This is a genomic window from Flavonifractor sp. An82 (assembly GCF_002159265.1).
In the GTDB taxonomy this organism is placed as follows: domain Bacteria; phylum Bacillota; class Clostridia; order Oscillospirales; family Oscillospiraceae; genus Flavonifractor.
In genome coordinates this window covers 49969-66869 of sequence record NZ_NFHG01000019.1, presented here as the reverse complement: position 1 = coordinate 66869, position 16901 = coordinate 49969, and the positions used below count along the sequence as shown (strand labels likewise).

General features: G+C 54.5%; 18 protein-coding genes. 3 read left to right on the top strand and 15 right to left on the bottom strand.

Going from position 1 to position 16901, the window contains the following annotated elements; all coding sequences use genetic code 11:
- From B5G34_RS15350 to zupT, 15 genes are all read right to left on the bottom strand, one after another.
- Positions 1–878, bottom strand: an 878-nt coding sequence (locus tag B5G34_RS15350; RefSeq protein WP_140397271.1) for a fibronectin type III domain-containing protein, incomplete at its 3' end; no start/stop codon positions are given.
- Between the two features lie 382 nt (positions 879–1260).
- Positions 1261–2241: an iron dependent repressor, metal binding and dimerization domain protein gene (locus B5G34_RS19450; protein ID WP_087339482.1), complete on the bottom strand. Its 981-nt coding sequence runs from the start codon at positions 2239–2241 to the stop codon at positions 1261–1263.
- 424 nt (positions 2242–2665) lie between these two features.
- On the bottom strand, positions 2666–4420 hold the full coding sequence (locus B5G34_RS15340) for an ABC transporter ATP-binding protein (protein WP_087339479.1): 1755 nt from the start codon (positions 4418–4420) through the stop codon (positions 2666–2668).
- Positions 4421–6223 carry an ABC transporter ATP-binding protein gene (locus B5G34_RS15335; protein ID WP_087339476.1) on the bottom strand — a complete coding sequence of 601 codons (1803 nt, stop codon included), beginning with the start codon at positions 6221–6223 and terminating at the stop codon, positions 4421–4423.
- A gap of 90 nt (positions 6224–6313) precedes the next feature.
- Positions 6314–6934, bottom strand: coding sequence for a TetR/AcrR family transcriptional regulator (locus tag B5G34_RS15330; protein ID WP_087339473.1), 621 nt, complete (start codon positions 6932–6934; stop codon positions 6314–6316).
- A gap of 294 nt (positions 6935–7228) precedes the next feature.
- Entirely contained in the window at positions 7229–7450 is a 222-nt protein-coding gene (locus B5G34_RS15325; RefSeq protein WP_087339471.1) for a hypothetical protein, read from the bottom strand.
- 75 nt (positions 7451–7525) lie between these two features.
- Complete coding sequence (locus B5G34_RS15320; RefSeq protein WP_087339468.1) at positions 7526–9148, bottom strand: FAD-dependent oxidoreductase; 1623 nt, start codon at positions 9146–9148, stop codon at positions 7526–7528.
- 3 nt (positions 9149–9151) lie between these two features.
- Positions 9152–9715: an alkyl hydroperoxide reductase subunit C gene (gene ahpC, locus B5G34_RS15315; RefSeq protein WP_087339465.1), complete on the bottom strand. Its 564-nt coding sequence runs from the start codon at positions 9713–9715 to the stop codon at positions 9152–9154.
- Positions 9716–9851: 136 nt separating this feature from the next.
- Complete coding sequence (locus tag B5G34_RS15310; RefSeq protein WP_087339462.1) at positions 9852–10715, bottom strand: alpha/beta hydrolase; 864 nt, start codon at positions 10713–10715, stop codon at positions 9852–9854.
- Between the two features lie 18 nt (positions 10716–10733).
- Positions 10734–11540 carry a class I SAM-dependent methyltransferase gene (locus B5G34_RS15305; RefSeq protein ID WP_087339459.1) on the bottom strand — a complete coding sequence of 269 codons (807 nt, stop codon included), beginning with the start codon at positions 11538–11540 and terminating at the stop codon, positions 10734–10736.
- A 2-nt stretch (positions 11541–11542) separates the two neighbouring features.
- The gene (locus tag B5G34_RS15300) at positions 11543–12037 is read right to left on the bottom strand and encodes an ABC transporter permease (RefSeq protein WP_040646432.1); all 495 of its coding nucleotides are present in this window, start codon (positions 12035–12037) and stop codon (positions 11543–11545) included.
- A 127-nt stretch (positions 12038–12164) separates the two neighbouring features.
- Entirely contained in the window at positions 12165–12623 is a 459-nt protein-coding gene (locus B5G34_RS19270; RefSeq protein WP_242823645.1) for a class I SAM-dependent methyltransferase, read from the bottom strand.
- A gap of 274 nt (positions 12624–12897) precedes the next feature.
- Positions 12898–13413, bottom strand: a complete 516-nt coding sequence (locus B5G34_RS15290; protein ID WP_006571783.1) for a hypothetical protein — start codon at positions 13411–13413, stop codon at positions 12898–12900.
- 62 nt (positions 13414–13475) lie between these two features.
- Entirely contained in the window at positions 13476–14195 is a 720-nt protein-coding gene (locus B5G34_RS15285) for an L-2-amino-thiazoline-4-carboxylic acid hydrolase (RefSeq protein WP_087339456.1), read from the bottom strand.
- 202 nt (positions 14196–14397) lie between these two features.
- Positions 14398–15201, bottom strand: a complete 804-nt coding sequence (gene zupT, locus B5G34_RS15280) for a zinc transporter ZupT (protein WP_006571785.1) — start codon at positions 15199–15201, stop codon at positions 14398–14400.
- 170 nt (positions 15202–15371) lie between these two features.
- On the opposite strand from zupT, the gene B5G34_RS15275 reads away from it, so the two are divergent.
- The 3 genes from B5G34_RS15275 to B5G34_RS15265 are packed head-to-tail and all read left to right on the top strand — an operon-like array spanning position 15372 to position 16898.
- Positions 15372–15734: a metalloregulator ArsR/SmtB family transcription factor gene (locus tag B5G34_RS15275; RefSeq protein ID WP_087339453.1), complete on the top strand. Its 363-nt coding sequence runs from the start codon at positions 15372–15374 to the stop codon at positions 15732–15734.
- A 19-nt stretch (positions 15735–15753) separates the two neighbouring features.
- Positions 15754–16335, top strand: coding sequence for a chromate transporter (locus tag B5G34_RS15270; protein ID WP_006571788.1), 582 nt, complete (start codon positions 15754–15756; stop codon positions 16333–16335).
- Positions 16335–16898, top strand: coding sequence for a chromate transporter (locus tag B5G34_RS15265; protein WP_087339450.1), 564 nt, complete (start codon positions 16335–16337; stop codon positions 16896–16898). The genes B5G34_RS15270 and B5G34_RS15265 overlap by 1 nt, the downstream gene beginning before the upstream one ends.
- The last annotated feature ends 3 nt before the right edge of the window (positions 16899–16901 follow it).

Here is a 16901-nt window from a genome sequence, read left to right as displayed (position 1 = left end):
TCGCCTGCCTGCTTCACCATGTAGTAAGCCACCGGGTAAGTTCCGGTCTCTCCGCTGGTATTTTCAATCGTCAAAGAAACACTTTCTTCTGTGATCTCGCCAACAGATAAGGCGATTCCTTTAGGTTCGGCGGTCACTGTGGTGAATTCCGCACTTGCGACACTGCTGAAACTCTGGTTTTTCGCATGGTAGACAACCGCATACGCCACGTATTCTGTTCCGGCAGTCAGGCCGGTAATGGAAACAGCGGTGCTGGTGCTGCTGCCCATAGTAAAACCACTATCCGTAGTCTGGGTTCCGCTGGACTTCAAGGTCTCCTCATCTGGAGCACCCTCGCCTGCCTGCTTCACCATGTAGTAAGCCACCGGGTAAGTTCCGGTCTCTCCGCTGGTATTTTCAATCGTCAAAGAAACACTTTCTTCTGTGATCTCGCCAACAGATAGAGCGACTCCTTTAGGTCCGGCAGTCACTGTGGTGAATTCCGCACTTGCGACACTGCTGAAACTCTGGTTTTTCGCATGGTAGACAACCGCATACGCCACGTATTCTGTTCCGGCAGTCAGGCCGGTAACGGAAACAGCGGTGCTGGTGGTGCTGCCCATAGTAAAACCATTATCCGTAGTCTGGGTTCCGCTGGACTTCAAGGTCTCTGCATCCGGAGCATCCTCTCCGGCCTGCTTCACCATGTAGTAAGCCACCGGGTAAGTTCCGGTCTCTCCGCTGGTATTTTCAATCGTCAGAGATGCACCAACTTCCGTGACTTCGGACACCGATACCGTAATACCAGCAGTCTCTACCGCCCCGGCTGTGACTGCCATGCTAAACAGCATGCACAGACTCAACCCCATGGACAGGATGCGCTGATACAGTTTTTTCATAACATCCGCTCCCTTCCTCTTTTCTTACACACGTGTAACGCTCCTTTCTGTATTCCGCCGGAGGCTCCGGCTTGCTTTTCTCCTGCCGCCTCCGGGCGGCTGGTATCTCCACCTCCTAAAAGAGGCACAGACCATCTCTCACGCAAAGGAGGTTAGTCTATGCTAACCCTTATCTCGAAATATTCCCAGCCGTCAAATGGCTGGGTGCGGTGTTGCTTATCATCCCCGCCAAATCAAATAAGCGATTTGGCAAAAAGGAATGTTTATCCTTTGCACCTGTATTTTATCCACTGTTTTTCCTGTTGTCAACGGAATTTTCAGTATTTTTTTGACATAAATATTCGACTTGCAAGAATGCTATTCTCCCAGGTATTCACGGCTTTCAATTTCCGGTCGATTCGAACAGTCGAATCCATATTTTTCGCTCCTGTTCCAGGATTTCCAGCATTTTTTCCACGCCCCCCATGCGTTGAGAGAGCGACAAAAGCTTTTTTACCGTATCTTTTCCCCCAAGCTTCTTTTCCAGCTCCATGGTACGCTCCAGCTGATCCAGTCCGCCCGTTTTCTTCTCCCAGGCAGCCAGTTGATTGATCTTCTCCATGCCGCCGGACCGGTCATAGATCTGGAGCGTCTTTTTCAGGCCCTCCACGCCCCCTCGGGAACGGGCTGTATCCTGCAGCTCCTGAATCTCTTCCCGGCTCCGGATCAGCTGTTCCACGCCTCCCAGCTGCTCCGCCGTGTCCAGCAGGCCCCGCAGGCGCTCCTCACCTCCCGCCCGGGCCACCAGGCTGCTCATTCGCTGGATGCCCTCCATGCCACCCAGGCGCTCAATGGTATGACGCATTTTCTCGCTGGCCGTCAATGCCAGATTCTCTCGCCCCTCCGCCATGCGCTGGCGCATCTCCTCCATGACCTCCGGCGCACAGGCCGTTTCGCCCATGACCTGAGTAGCCATCTTTACATGGCCCTGGATCAACGACACGGTATTATCAGTGATGCCGTGCTCGATGTGGCAGGCTTCCTCGTCAGCCTCCTCTACTGGCACGCCCAGCCGAATCAGCCATCCCTGAATGATCTGGTGCCGCTCCAGGATCTTCTGGGCAAGTGCCTCCCCGTCCGGCTTAAAATACAGGGCCTGCTTATTGGAACGCCGCCCGCCCCGCTTGGCATCCAGAGGATGAATATAGCCGTTTTCCGCCAGCTTTCCCACTGCCGAATAGGTCGTGGACAGGTTCATCCCCAGCTCCTCCGCCAGGTCACTGACATATACGCTGCCCCGCTGCAGCTGCAGCAGCAGCATGGCTTTCAGCAAGTTTTCATCTGCCTGCCGGGCTGCCTCCGCCCGTTGATTAAATCGTACCATGATATCCTCCTTTATCGGATTAGTTTCCGCTAACCAGAAGTGTATCAGCTATGTATTATTTTCGCAAGGCTTACTTTGGCTCTCTTTTAATCATGAAAAAGTCCAACACCAGATGGGAACGATATGTTTCCATCGAGGCATCATATGGATCCTCCGAAATGAAACAGATTGCACCGAGCAGCAGAATTGCTGCAAAGTAGTGAGTTGCGAAAGGCAGAAATTACAACGTAAGTAGGCTGCGAAAATCAAAACGAATTCGCGGTGGTCTTTGTCCGGCACCTCGGCTATCCACTGCTGGGTATCCATCGCAGGGCGCGGCTTTCGTTACCTGATGGCGATTAACGCAGACTTTCAGCCCAGAAAGAAGCCCACAGTTCTTTGTATCCGGAACTGTGGACTTCTCTCATTTCTATTGTACAAAGAATTATGGCCTTGCCCCACTCAACTGCCACTGGGCGCTTTCAGTCTGTAGCTCTACCATATGCCGGAACAGTCCGCCTTCCGCCATCAGCTCCTGCGGGGAACCCTGCTGCTCCACACGGCCATCTTTCAGCACTACGATATGATCCGCCCCGGCCACAGTGCGCATCCGGTGGGCAATGACCAGCACCGTCTTGCCGGTCAGCAGCCGGGAGAGCGCCGCCTGCACCTTGGTCTCGTTTTCCACATCCAGGGAGGCAGTGGCCTCATCCAGCAATACGATGGGCGCGTCCTTGAGCAGCGCCCGGGCGATGGAGATGCGCTGCCGCTCGCCGCCGGAGAGCTTGGCGCCGTTTTCTCCGATGGGCGTCTGATAGCCCTGTGGCAGTTTGCTGACAAACTCCTCGCAGTTGGCGGCTTTGGCCGCGGCCATCACCTCTGCGTCGGAGGCGCCGCGCCTGCCCAGGCGGATGTTTTCCATCACCGTGTCGTCAAACAGCACCACATCCTGAAAAACCATGGAATAATCGGTCAGCAGCACCTCTGGGTCCACGGTGGAAATATCCACTCCGCCCACTTTGATAGCGCCCCCGGTGATATCCCACAGGCGGGCGGCCAGCCGGGCGCAGGTGCTTTTGCCGGAGCCGGAGGGGCCCACCAGCGCGGTGATCTCGCCTTCCTTTGCAGTAAAGCTGACATCGTGCAGGACGGCCTTTTTGTCATAGGCAAACTCCACATGGTCAAATACGATGTCGTGTCCCTTGGGATGAAAGGTTTCCGCCCCTTCGGCAATCGGGGTGTCAAACAGTGCGTTCATCCGGTCTGCCGACACCTGGGAGACAAACAGCTCGGCAATCAGCGCAAGGCTCTGATCAAAGGGGGCATAGATCCGGGTAATGACCATGAGGAACAAGAACAGCAGCATGAAGTCGATCTGTCCGGACAAAATCAGCCCCGCGCCCGTAAGGATCGTGGTCGCCACGCCCAGCCGCATGATAACGCTGGCCCCGTTGACGAACAGGCCGGTGACCAGCTCGCCGCGAATCATGATCCGTTCATGGTCGTCGATCTTCCGGTACAATCCTGCAAGATACCGCTCTTCCTGATTGGTGGCACGGATCTCCCGCACATTTTCCAGCGCCTCCTGCATCCCATCCGAAACCCGCACGGCGGCGCGCTTGGTCTGCTCGGCCTGGCGTTCGGTGAGCTTCCGGCTTCCAAACAGCAGGCCAAATGCTACCGGCACTCCCCAAAGACAAGCAATCGTCAGCCGCCAGTCATACCAGAGCAGGCAGACTGCGATCACGGCGGTGGAAATGTAGGAGCCGTACAAGTAGCCCAGCACATGGCTCCAGACATGTTCCATGCGGTTGACATCGCCCATCAGGGTCTCCGTCAGGTCGGCCAAATCCCGCTTGCCAAAAAATCCAAGAGGCAGCTTACGCAGCCGCTCCGCCAGCCGCAGCCGGGTGGCTTTCACCTCACCGTACACAAGGCCATAGGTGGCTTTGTACTGCTGGAGATGGGTGAGAAAGGAAAGCAGCGCAAACACCAAAAGTCCGGCCAGTACAGGCAGGGAGTCGGTCAGGGAGACACCGTCGGTCAGAGACGCCATCAGGTCGGACATCACAAGGTACAGGATGCTGACTCCGCCCATGACCACCAGATTGACGACCACCGTCCAGAAGGTGCCCTTTTTGGTGTTCTGTACACCCTGATCCGTCAGGGCATATTTCCGCTGAAATTTTGCTCCAAACATTTATTTCCCCTCCTTGCCGCTTTCCATTTTCCATTGGATCGCCTGATTGTAGTCGGCCCACATCCGGGTGTACAATCCGCCTGCCGCGATCAGCTCCCCGTGGGAGCCCTGCTCTGTCACCCGGCCACCCTCCAGCACCAGGATCTTGTCCGCACCCACCACCGTGGAGAGCCGGTGTGCGATCATAATGACGGTGCGGTCCTTTGTAAGCCGTGCGAAGGCTTTCTGGATCAGGGCTTCATTTTCCGGGTCGGCGAAAGCGGTGGCTTCATCCAGCACCACGATGGGTGCATCCTTCAAAATGGCCCGTGCCAGCGCGATGCGCTGGGCCTCGCCGCCGGAAAGATAGGTCCCTTCGGTTCCGATCACGGTATCCAGTCCCTGGGGCAGCTTTTCCAGAATGTCGCCGCACTGTGCGGCTTCCAGGGCAGCCAGCACCTGCTCACGGCTGGCGTCTGGGCAGGCAGCCCGGACATTTTCCAGAATGCTGTCCTTGAACAGACGGTTGTTCTGAAACACAAAAGCGACCTGATCCATCAACACATGGGGATCAATCTGGCGTACATCCACGCCGCCCACTTCGACAGTGCCGGTGTCTGCGTCCCAGAACCGGGGGATCAGGCTGGCAGCTGTGGTTTTGCCCCCGCCTGAAGGCCCTACCAGCGCCACTGTCTGTCCGGGCTCGGCGGTGAAGGAAACATGGGACAGGGCGGGAGATTGCGCGCCATCGTAGGTAAAGCTCACATCCCGGAAGACCACCCGATTGTCCTTGGGTGTCTGGGGATGCTCAGGCACCGCCAGCGTCGGCGCGTCCATGACCGGCTGGAAGCGGCCCAGAGCGGTGTCAGCCAGCATCATTCCGGAAGCCGCAAACATGATTTTGGCCAGCGCGGTGGAAATGATGGCGGAGAATACAGCGTAGAAGGCGAAATTTGTGACAAACCCCGCAAAATCACCGGAAGCCAGCGCGCCGGGAGCCAGGAACAGCACCACCGGCACCAAAAACAGAAAGGCGCCCTCAGTAAAGGTCAGGTTGATGGACTGCGGTACGCGGCACACATCACCTTGATAGTGCTCCGCCTTGGTGCTGTAGTCCTCAATGGCCTGCTGGAATGCCTTGAAAGAGTACACAGTCTGCTGGAAGATCTTGACCACCGGGATACCGCGCACATATTCTGTGCCAGATTTGGTCATACGATCCTGGGCCGCCTGGTATTCCGCCATCAGCCCGGCGTTCTTGCCGCCCATCATGCTGAACATAGCAAGGATGGAGATCACCGCCGCCAGCAGGCAGGCCGCGCCCATACGCCAGTCAAATACGAACATCAGCACCAGCATGGCGAGAAACAGGGTGATTGTGCCCACGATGTCCGCCAGATTGTGGGCCAGCAGCGTCTCGGTGTCGGCCGCCGCCGCATCCAGCCGGCTGCGGATCAAACCGGAGGCGTTGGCGTCAAAATAGCCCAACGGCGCCTGCATCACATGTGCCATGCCCTGTTTACGGATGTTGGACGCCGTGCGGAACGCCGCCAGATGGGTGCACATCAGACCCAGGAAGTAGATGAGGATGCCGCCCACCGCGAAAGCGAAGGCGATCCAGCCGTAGTCCGTCACGCTCCGGGCCTGCGTCCAGTCCGGCGCCACGGCGATCAGATCCCGTGCTGCCAGCCAGATGCAGAGGTACGGGATCATGCTGCACACCATGGACACCGCCGACAGCCCCAACCCCAGAAAGGTGAGCCGCCGGTGGCTGCCTGCATATCCCAGCAGGACGGTCAGAGCGTTTTGCTTCTTTTGCTTCACAAATATTCCTCCTTTTCGGGTTAGTTATTGCTAACCACCGTTGTAAAAAGAAGGGGGCGCAGCCCCGATCTTACTGGAAAATGGTGCGGCTCATGACTGGCCGATCAGCTTCATCCACCCAGCAGTGTAAAAATCCCGCAGCTGGTCCACATACCGCACGGCCTGCTCCTTGGGCATATCGTGGACGACGATCTCGAAAATGCCGTTAAACATTCCGCTGGCAATGATGTGACACAGCTGTGCATCTAGCTGGGGGCATCCATGCCCCAGACGGTGCAGAACCCCCAGGTACTGGAGCGTATACTCCACCTCAACTTCCACCATGTTGTGGACAAAATGCTCGTAGCTGGTGCCCTCGGCTTTACACAGCAGCAGCTTTACCTGCTCCCGGTGGTCACAGATGTAGTCCACCATCCAATGCACACATTGACTGGACTCCAGCCCCATGTGTTCCGGCTGTTCCTGCTCTGGCAGCTCGGCAAAGGAGGTCTGGGCCTCCATGAAACGGCCCATCAGTGCAGCGGCATGGGGCTCCACAATGGATGCAAAGAGCGCCTCTTTGCTGGAGAAATAGCCGTAAAATGCGCCGGTGGTGACACCAGCCTGCTTCACAATCTGCCGCAGAGAGGCACCCTGAAAGCCTTTCTCCGAGAATTCCTCTATGGCAGCCCGCTGGATTTTTTCCAGCGTGGCGGTAGACTTTTCTTCCATGTGTCTCCCTCCATATAACAGCGCTATATAACACTGTTATAATAAGATAAGTAGCGTAGTTTGTCAAGGACCAGTGCATAAAGCATTCAATAAAAGGGGTTACTGCATAAAAATAATGCAGCACCCCTTTTAGAAAATCTATTTGATCACAGGAGCACTCCTTTCTTAATCCCGGCCATAAAAAACGTCGCTTTTCACGAAGAAATAGCGACGTTTTAATGTTGACTAGCTCTGTTTTATTATATTCTATGAATATACCCTTGTATAAAACCCTCTTCAAGTATCCTCCGGCACTTACTTTTTTGAGAAAAAGGCAAGGTAGCAGGAGTAAATAATGACACCGATAGTAGTGAGAATAGCAATCAGACACTGTGGTTCTTTCATGTACTCCCAAGCATTGAGGAGCCATGTGCCGTGAAGCATCTCCAAGGATTGTATTACTTTAAGACAGTACAATTCGGCTGAAAGAAACAATAAACCTAAAATTATACCGCCAATGCCCCAATGTTTTTTCATAAAGACAACTCCTCTCAAATCTATACCACCGTATTACTAAAGCGTGCCGCACGGTTTGTGCGGCACGCCTAGTACCTATGGCATCAGCAACTCCAGCAGCTGCCGGATATTCTTTTTTCCGAAGGAGATCTGCTCCCCGCCGTTGACCACCAGGCAGGGCACGCTCATCACCTGATATTGTTCCCGCAAATCAGGGAAATGGTTCAGATCATACACCTGAGCGGAAATATCAGGATGGGCCGCCGCCAGACGCTGCGCCGCCGTTACCAGTTCCGGGCACATGGTACAGGAGAGGGACACCAGTACCTGAAGTTCCACCGGTTTCCGGATGGCCCGGATAGCCGCCTCAGTCTCCTCATCCAGAGCCTGGCCCGGCCCGGCCGCATTGTAGAGCCCCAGGACAAAGGAGGTAAACTCATGGCCGCCGGGCACGCCGTGAAAGGCCAGGCCTGTCCAGCTACCGTCGGAGCGGCAGATCTGGACACAGGGAAGATGCTCGACCTTGGACGGATCGCCCTGCTCCACCGACAGCTTGTCGCTCTGGGCAGCCAACTCCTGCATATAGTGCTCCAGCTCAGCGGAGACAGGTGTTTCGTCCAGGCAGAGCTGCAGAATCAGGGAGGAAGCCATCCGATCGAATACCGTGTGGAGCTGGGAGAGCATCTCCCCAGTAAACAGACCGCTTTTCGCCTGTACCTGGACCTCCGGTTCCGGCGCCCGGCTCTTGGGAGCCTGGGGCCGCAGACCGGTTTTCTGCTGCATGGCAGCGCACAGCCGCTCCAGCTCGGTGGCGGCCAGAGCACCGTCGCCCACAGCGGTGACCACCTGGCGCAGAGGCTTGACACACACATCGCCGGCGGCATACAGACCATCCGCCGTGGTTTTCTGGCTGCGGTCCGTAAGGATATAGCCCTGTCTGTCCAGCTCAGCCAGACCCTTGACAAGCTCGGTAGCCGGCTCATAGCCGGCGAACACAAACACGCCGAAGGTTTCCCCGTCCGCTGCTTGATGCTCCGTCTCCTGTCCGGTTTTGGCATTACGCATCCGGATGCTGCGCAGCGCAGTATCTCCTGAAACCTCCTCCACCACCGTATTGGTGAGAATGGTGATCTTCTCATGGTTCCGGGCAGCGTCCGCCGTGGCCTGGGCACAGGTAAAATCATCTCCCCGGATAAGGATGGTCACATGCCGGGCGTACTTGGTGAGAAACACGCTCTCCTCCGCTGCGGCAAAGCCGCCGCCCACCACAAAGACATCCTTTCCGGTGAAAAACTCTCCGTCGCAGGTAGCGCAGTAGGCCACGCCCCGGCCCCGGAACTGCTCCTCACCCCGGAATCCCACCATGCGGGGATGGGCGCCGGTGGCCAGCAGCACACCGAAGCAGCTCAACGCCCCACGGCTGGTGCGGACGGTTTTCACATCGCCCTCCAGCTCCAGGCCGGTGACCTCTGCCAGCAGGAATTCCGCGCCGAAGCCCTCCGCCTGTCTGCGCATGGTCTCGGTCAGTTCGGCGCCGCTGGTGCGCTCCACGCCGGGGTAGTTGACCACCTCCGAGGTAATGGTAATCTGTCCGCCGAAGCGTTCCTGTTCCACCACCACCACACGATAACGGGCACGGGCCAGGTAGAGGGCGGCAGTCAATCCCGCCGGGCCTCCGCCGATGACCACCACGTCATAGAGATGTTCCATCTGTTCCATGGCTTACAGCTGGCCCACCAGATCCAGGCTGGGCTTCAGGGTCTCGGCGCCGGGCTGCCACTTGGCGGGGCAAACCTCGTCCCCATGCTCCGCCACAAACTGGCAGGCCTGGACCTTCCGCAGCAGCTCGTCGGCATTGCGGCCCACGTTGCCGGCGTTGACCTCATAGGCCACGATCTTCCCCTCCGGGTTCACGATAAAGCTGCCGCGCTCTGCCAGTCCGTCGGCTTCAATGTAGACCTCAAAATCCTTGGACAGGCAATGGGTGGGATCGGCCAGCATGGGATACTGGATCTTCTGAATGCGCTCCGAGGCGTCGTGCCAGGCCTTGTGGACGAAATGAGTGTCGCAGGAGACGGCGTAGATCTCGCAGCCCACCGCCTGGAACTTCTCGTAGAGGTTGGCCAGATCCTCCAGTTCCGTGGGGCAGACGAAGGTGAAGTCAGCGGGATAGAAGAAAAACACGCTCCACTTACCCAGCACATCCGCCTTGCTGACAGCGCGGAAGGCGTTGTTCTGGTAGCACTGAACGGTAAAATCGGCAATTTCTTTCTGAATCAGGGACATAGGATAGTACCTCCATTCAACATTTTATTGGTTAGCTATCGCTAACCGCAAGGTGATTATACAAAACTCCCGGCTTGCCGTCAAGAAAAACCTTCCGTCAGACTGAGAGCAAACATAGAAATGAAAAGCCTCTTTTTTATACGCGCGCAGAAACATACGCAGCGATGCATTGGATATGTTCCTCCAATCGAAACAGCAGGGCAAGGTGTCCTCCGGTCAGATTGGTAACGACAGTGGGGTTTGGCATCACCGCAATCAGGGCGTCCTTGCAGTCCTGTGTGAATGTGGTATCGTCTTCGGACAACATCAGTAAAACCCTGTTGTCCCATGGGACGAAGGTCTCATTCGTCATTCCCAAATGGTTTTGTGCGTCGATCAGCAGGTCTATCATGTGGCGTTCATATTCTTTTGTCAGACGTTCCATCATGATATCGCATAATTCTTCCATAACTGCTTTTTCCGTCGGGGTCAATTCACCTTTTTTATGATCCATAACGACCCGTTTGATGGATTGTTTGACCGTGGAAAGGGGCAGGATTGAGAGCAGTTTTTTGAATTTCTCCTGGCTTCTGATCATGTTCATCAGATGGGCATGGGCAGAAGGACTCATGTCTTGGGAAAGAGAACAGGTGTTGGAAAGAACCAGACCTGCCACTACCTCCGGATGACGGGCAGCAATAATCTGCGCCACAACGCCTCCAAGAGATTGTCCCACAAGCCAGACTTTCTCTCCGAGGTGATGCAGAAGTTCAGCCACTGCCTGCGCAAGAGCCTTGTTGTCAGCAAAGCAGATGGGATAGTCGAAGGTAAGGACAGAAAACTCCTTGGCCAGGCGATCAAAATGAAAATAAAACAGATCGGACAAACCCAGTCCTCCTGTCAGCAAAGCAATGGTCACCTTTGCCTGTGGGTTCTTGTAGTAGCGGTAGGGAAAGGATTTTCCGCTGGGCAACAACAGTGTGTCTGTCGGGTATATTTGGCGAAATTCCGCTATATTCATCGTAGCTTCCCCCACTTTTTACAATTTGAGCTGTATCATCTTCACCATACACCAACGATCCGAAACCGCCATGCTGACCTTTGTGAAAAATTGCAGACCGTCTTTGCGGATATGGCAATAGTACGGTTCCTGGACAAGAACTTCGGCCCCACCGCCGATTTTCCCGGCCAGTTCCGCCGCTAAATCCACATAGAAAAACATCCGGGCATCGGCGTGACCTACCTGCTTCATGTACCTCTTCCGCATCATGGACATACCACTTTTGCTCACAGCATCAAAGACAAGTTGGATCTTTCCGAATTGCTGCAGCATTCGGAACAGCCCCACAACCTTAGCCTCCTCAAAATAGTGGAACAGTCCGCCAGCAGTAACCAGGATGGGAGCATCCGGCACATCAGCGCGGATCCGCCTGATCCAGTCCTCGGCAAAGGCATCCCCAGCAAGGTAGGTTTCCCGCTCCGGCTCCGGCAGCAGATCCCGCCGGTATTCCACCACATGGGGCAGATCCACAGCGTACCAGCGAGTGTGACCGTTGTCGCAGCGATGATACGTCGTTTCCAAACCGCATCCAAGCTGGACAATGATACCATCCGGCCTGCGCTCCAGAAATGCCCGGATGAACCGATCCATATTGGCCGACCGGACAGCAGAGGCCAGCAGGGTGTACTGGCTCTGCCCCTTCTGCTCCAACAGACCGGGCGGCAGTTGCCCTTTCAGCTGCAATGCCTTTTCATCGTGCAGGATCTGCGGACAATGCTGGCTGGCGTAGAGCCTGCCCAGCATGGGGATAAACAAGGTATCCTCTACAACACCTAACTTGGACATGGTCATCCTCCTATTTGAATCTTAGTGAGCAAATAGCCATCGATGAACGCAATAAGCAGAAACATCACAACTCCGCGCAGAAAAGCCGAGATGTGCTTTCCTGGATCAGCGTACAGCTTCGGTTGGTTTTCTGTACCAGTGAAGCGTACCCGCCGGGTATGCCGCCACCAGAGTAGGTCGATTACCAATAAATCAAACAGGTTTAGCGCCTGCCCTAAAAGCAATGTGTTCAAAAAGTTTCCTGCAAATTCCTCCTGACGGGTAAGAAGTCCCAGTGCAAAAAGAAGTACAGTAAACAGAAGCAGATTGTTTGCGAAGACGACCACAGGGACTCGTCGTCGAATCCTTCCCGCCAGCTCCGGGCGGAGAATTACAATCTTCTGCACCACTTCCGGGTAAGACGAAAAATTGCGGATATTTTTTTCATCGCTCCCGGTGCCAAACCAGCAAACACCCCAAAACAGGGTACACAGGAAAACACCTTCTGCCAGCAGCATTTGAACCATCTCCCATCTCTCATCTCCAATTATTTCCGTCCCACAGCATCCGTGACTCGCCCAGCATCATCATAACTGCCCGCCGGCGGGAGCCAAAGACTTCTCCGGCTGTATCCACCAGCCGCACCTACTGATAGCCCATGTCCCGCAGCTCCTGGGCAAATTCCTCCATATCCCCGTACATCCGGGGCTTCATCTCATCGTTCAGCGCAAACACGCCGCCCTTTTTCAGAACCCGCAGCGTTTCCATCAGCAGCGCCCGCTTGTCCGCACTGGTGATGTTGTGATACACATAGTTGCTCACCACGGCGTCAAAGCTCTCATCCGTAAAATCCAGATGGTTGGCGTCCCCATGCTGAAACCGGCACCGAGCCGCTACGCCTTCACTGGCGGAATTCCTTTCGCACATAATCTGTCCGTAGCCATAGGCTGCACCCCAATAGTCGATGCCGGTGACTTGGGCATCCGGCCAGATGAGGGCCACCCGGATGGACAGTGCGCCGGAGCCGCAGCCCACGTCCAGAAGCTGTCCCTGTCCGTCAAAATCCAGATAGGAAAGGACGGTGTGGTGGACGCGCTCCATCATTCCTCCACCGCCGAACGCATACTGCCTCCGGATCCAGCCGCACCAGCAGAGCAACAACAGCAGTGAAATCGCGGCAATTAACGCCAATCCGCTCAGCACCGTGACATGAAACACTGTGGATGCCAGGGAAGCCACCGCTCCCGTCACCACGAGAAGCCCTCCGATTGTGTATAAGACCGGGTTTGACATCCAGTTCCCGTAATCTTCACCATGGGTGCCAAGGTGGATCATGTTTTGCTGCTTTTGCTTTTCTTTGATTAGAACCATCTCCTGTTCATCCTATTTTTTGCAGCAGCAGGCCCAGCCCCGCCTGAGCCGCTGTCAGGATAGGGCAAAGGATGAGCGGCCACTGGAGCAGGTGTTCCGGCAGAGCGTAGCTCTTCATCCATGCCTTGAACCCATAGCCGGGATGCCCCTCCGTACCGGGGATGACAAACCGGGCTTTCGCTTTTCCCTGGATCAGCCAGAAATCCAGAAAGAACAGGTCACAGAAATTGACCATCATCCACTGGATATATCCGGTCAGGGCCAGACGCCAGAACCCTGTTGTCCCGCCCTCCACAGAGCTGACCGCACCGTAAAGAAGGAGAGGCAGCAACTCTCCGAAACAGATCCATAGCCAGTAAAAACGGTTTTCCGCCCCAGTGGGCGGATCTTTCGCTGCCTTGATGATGGCAGGCGGATAACAGTGGAACATTAGCCGGGGGCGATACAGTGCGACCAACCCAGCGAACAAGTTGAAGTAGGCTGCCATAGCGAGCCCGTCTAAGATGGTGCGCGTCCAGTTCATACACATCCCCTTTCACCTGCAAGCGGGTTAAGCGGAAAAAAGTCCCATTTGAAATGTCACCATTACTTCAGAGGATCCGATTCATCCAGAATATGAGGCGGCCACACACCGGGAATGGGTACACCCCTCTTCATCTTGAAGTCGCATAGTCCATCCCCGGTCGCACAGGTCTTTTCCCTGTACAGGGCAACACCAAAAGCCCGGAACATCACATAGTCCAGGTTGCACATATAAGGCAGATACTCCATGTATCCTCTTTCTTTGCAGAATTCGCAAATCGGGCAAACCTGATTGTGGTAGATAACGGGATACTCGGCAGTGGGTGTCTGGGTCTTTGTCACAAAGCTGCCCGGATTTTTTGCGGCGTTTTCTGCATTCCTTCTGTCTTTTCGCCGCAACGCTTTGTTGATAAGATCAGGGCAGCAATTGAATAGTCCGCCGACTAACCGTCGCAGCAGCTTGGGAATTCTCTCAAAATACCGCTCATAGAGTGTGGTGGCCAATCGTCCCCAGTCGCGGGTGGAAAGGCCGTACTGTTTGCCAACCACTCCGATAGAAACAAAGAACATACATCCGGTCAGATTTCTGGTGCCACTGCTACTGTCTCCGCCGATAAAGGGGAAATGCTCCAACATCTCTTGCTCGTAATCATTCCAGATTTCAGTGAAAACCAGGGGATAGGGCTTCCCGAAGATCTCCTCGATCTCCGGCCTGATAAGCTTCAGATATCCATCCATTTCCCGCCTGAGTTTGCTCTTATTTTTTTGATAATACGGATGCATGACGTCCCTCCTTGCCGCCGGGTATCAAAGTTCCGTTCTTCTCATAGTTCTTTTTGATTAGCAATTGCTAACTACATATTCACTATACTCCATTTCAGGCCTGAAATCAATTTCCGTGGTGGAATTATTCTTGAAATAAGCAAATAAGGAGAGGACCAGCAACTCCGTCCTCTCCTTATTGAGAATATTTACAATTTGGGGCTTACAAAAAGAGCAGCAGGCTGATCGCCATGACCACCATGCCGGAGATCAGGCCGTAGATGGACAGATGGTGCTCCCCATATTCCCGGGCAGCCGGGAGCAGTTCGTCAAAGGAAATGAACACCATAATGCCAGCAACTCCCGCAAACAATAGTCCAAATACCGTGTCGCTCATAATCGGGCGCAGCACCAGCCATCCCAGCAAAGCCCCCAGAGGTTCCGCCAGGCCCGAAAGGAAAGAATAGCAAAAGGCCCTGCGCCGGGAACCGGTGGCCTGGTAAATGGGCACCGACACCGCGATCCCCTCCGGAATATTATGGATGGCGATGGCCACAACGATGGGGATGGCTACGCTCGGCTCCTGGAGTGCCGATACAAAGGTGGCCAGACCCTCGGGGAAATTGTGGATGGCGATGGCCAGCGCCGTAAAAACGCCCATGCGCATCAAACGCCCCGGCTGCGGAGCGTCCTTCGCTGTGTCCTCCATGAGCTTTACTTCGTGGGGATTCTCCGCAGAGGGGATCAGCTTGTCGATTACCGCGATCACCAGCATACCACCGAAAAACGCCGCAACTGTCGCCCAACTGCCGGGGCGGGTCCCCATTTCGGCGATCAACGCATCCTGTGCTTTGAAAAATATCTCGATCATGGAGACATAGATCATGACACCCGCGGAAAAGCCCAGGGAAACCGACAAAAATTTTCGGTTGGTGTGCCGACAGAGAAACGCGATGCAGCTGCCAATCCCGGTGCTGAGCCCAGCCAGCAGTGTCAGAAAAAAAGCAAGCAAAACAGTATAGTCCAAAGTAAACCTCCTTGTTTGTTTTCGGTTAGCTGTGGCTAACTACGCTGATTCTATCACTCTCCTCATGGTATGTCAACGGCAAGCTCTACGTTCCAATATAAGCTTGACATTTGTAAAAAGCAGGATATGATTAAGTGTATACTTAATCATATCCTGCTCGAGGTGAAGAAATGAAGTCTGTCACAGTATGGAAGGCATTGTCGGATGAAACCCGCAGAGCTATTTTGAAATTGCTGTTAAGCCGTAGTTATTGTGTCCGCGCATTGGCAAGACAGTTGGATCTTTCAGAAGCAGCCATTTCTCAACATTTGAAAATTTTACGGGATACAGAGCTGGTCATCGGAGAAAAAAACGGCTATTTCATGCACTACAGCGTCAATCGTCAGCTTCTGAAAGACACGGCAAAAGAACTGGAGAGCTGGGCAGCCATTCCATGTGATACCTGCTGCCCCGAACACGGTGCCTGTATGATAAAAGAGGCGGAGCACTGCCATCTTGCCGGCAGGACCAACACAGGCCGAACGGATACATGAAAGACATGAGGAGGCTGCTATGAAAGGACACCGTTATACCGATCTCTTTTTGACCTTTTGCAAAATCGGGCTTTTTACCTTTGGCGGAGGATATGCCATGATCTCCATGATGGAGCATTACTGTGTCGACCAAAAGAAGTGGATTTCCCAAGATGAAATGATGGATGTTACTGTGATCGCAGAATCTACGCCGGGGCCGATCGCCATCAACTGCGCGACCTTCGTGGGGTACCGGCAAGCTGGATTTCCCGGCGCAGTCGCCGCTACCTTTGCCATCGTTTTTCCTTCCTTTGTAATCCTCTATCTTCTCTCCCTTTTTCTGGATGGTTTTTTGATGTATCCTGTGGTAGCCAACGCATTTCGGGGCATAAAAATCGCCGTAGGACTACTGATATTGGAGGCAGCCATACGCATCATCCAAAAAATGCCTGCCAAAAGATTGCCCAAGGGCATCCTGATATGCTCCGCCCTGATGATGCTGTGCATCAGCTTTTTCTCCTTGAACATTTCCTCCATCACTTTGATGTTGGCAGCCGCAGCACTTAGTTTAACATTGTATTTTGTCCATAACACCATGAAAACAAAGAAGGAGAGCAGGTAATGATCTATTGGCAGCTTTTTATCGGCTTTTTGCAAGTAGGCTGTTTTGCCTTTGGAGGCGCCTATGGTGCGATCCCTTTGATCCGGGATGTGGTTCTGGCCAACGGTTGGTTGACAGAAGAAAAGCTGACCTATATGATCGCCGTCAGTGAAAGTACGCCCGGACCGATCATGGTCAATCTGGCTACCTATGTGGGCAGCAGTCAGGCCGGGCTACTTGGCGCCATGATCTCCACACTAGCGGTGGTGCTGCCCTCGTTCTTTGTGATCCTGCTGATCATGGTGCTGCTGAAAACCGTACTTCAGCAGCCTTGGATGCAGGCAGTCCTGCGCGGCGTAAAACCATGTATGGCCGGCATTATACTCGCTACCGGCATTTACATGGTATGTAACCATTGCGTATCCTTCGGCGAGCATCTGGAACTCGATATGCACTCTTTCCTAATCACGCTGCTCCTTGCCTTTGCTATGTTAGGGAGTGGTTTCCTGTTCCGGAAAAAGCTCTCCCCCATCGGGCTCATTGCCTTATCCGCCGGGCTTGGTATTATAGTCTATGGCATATGACCC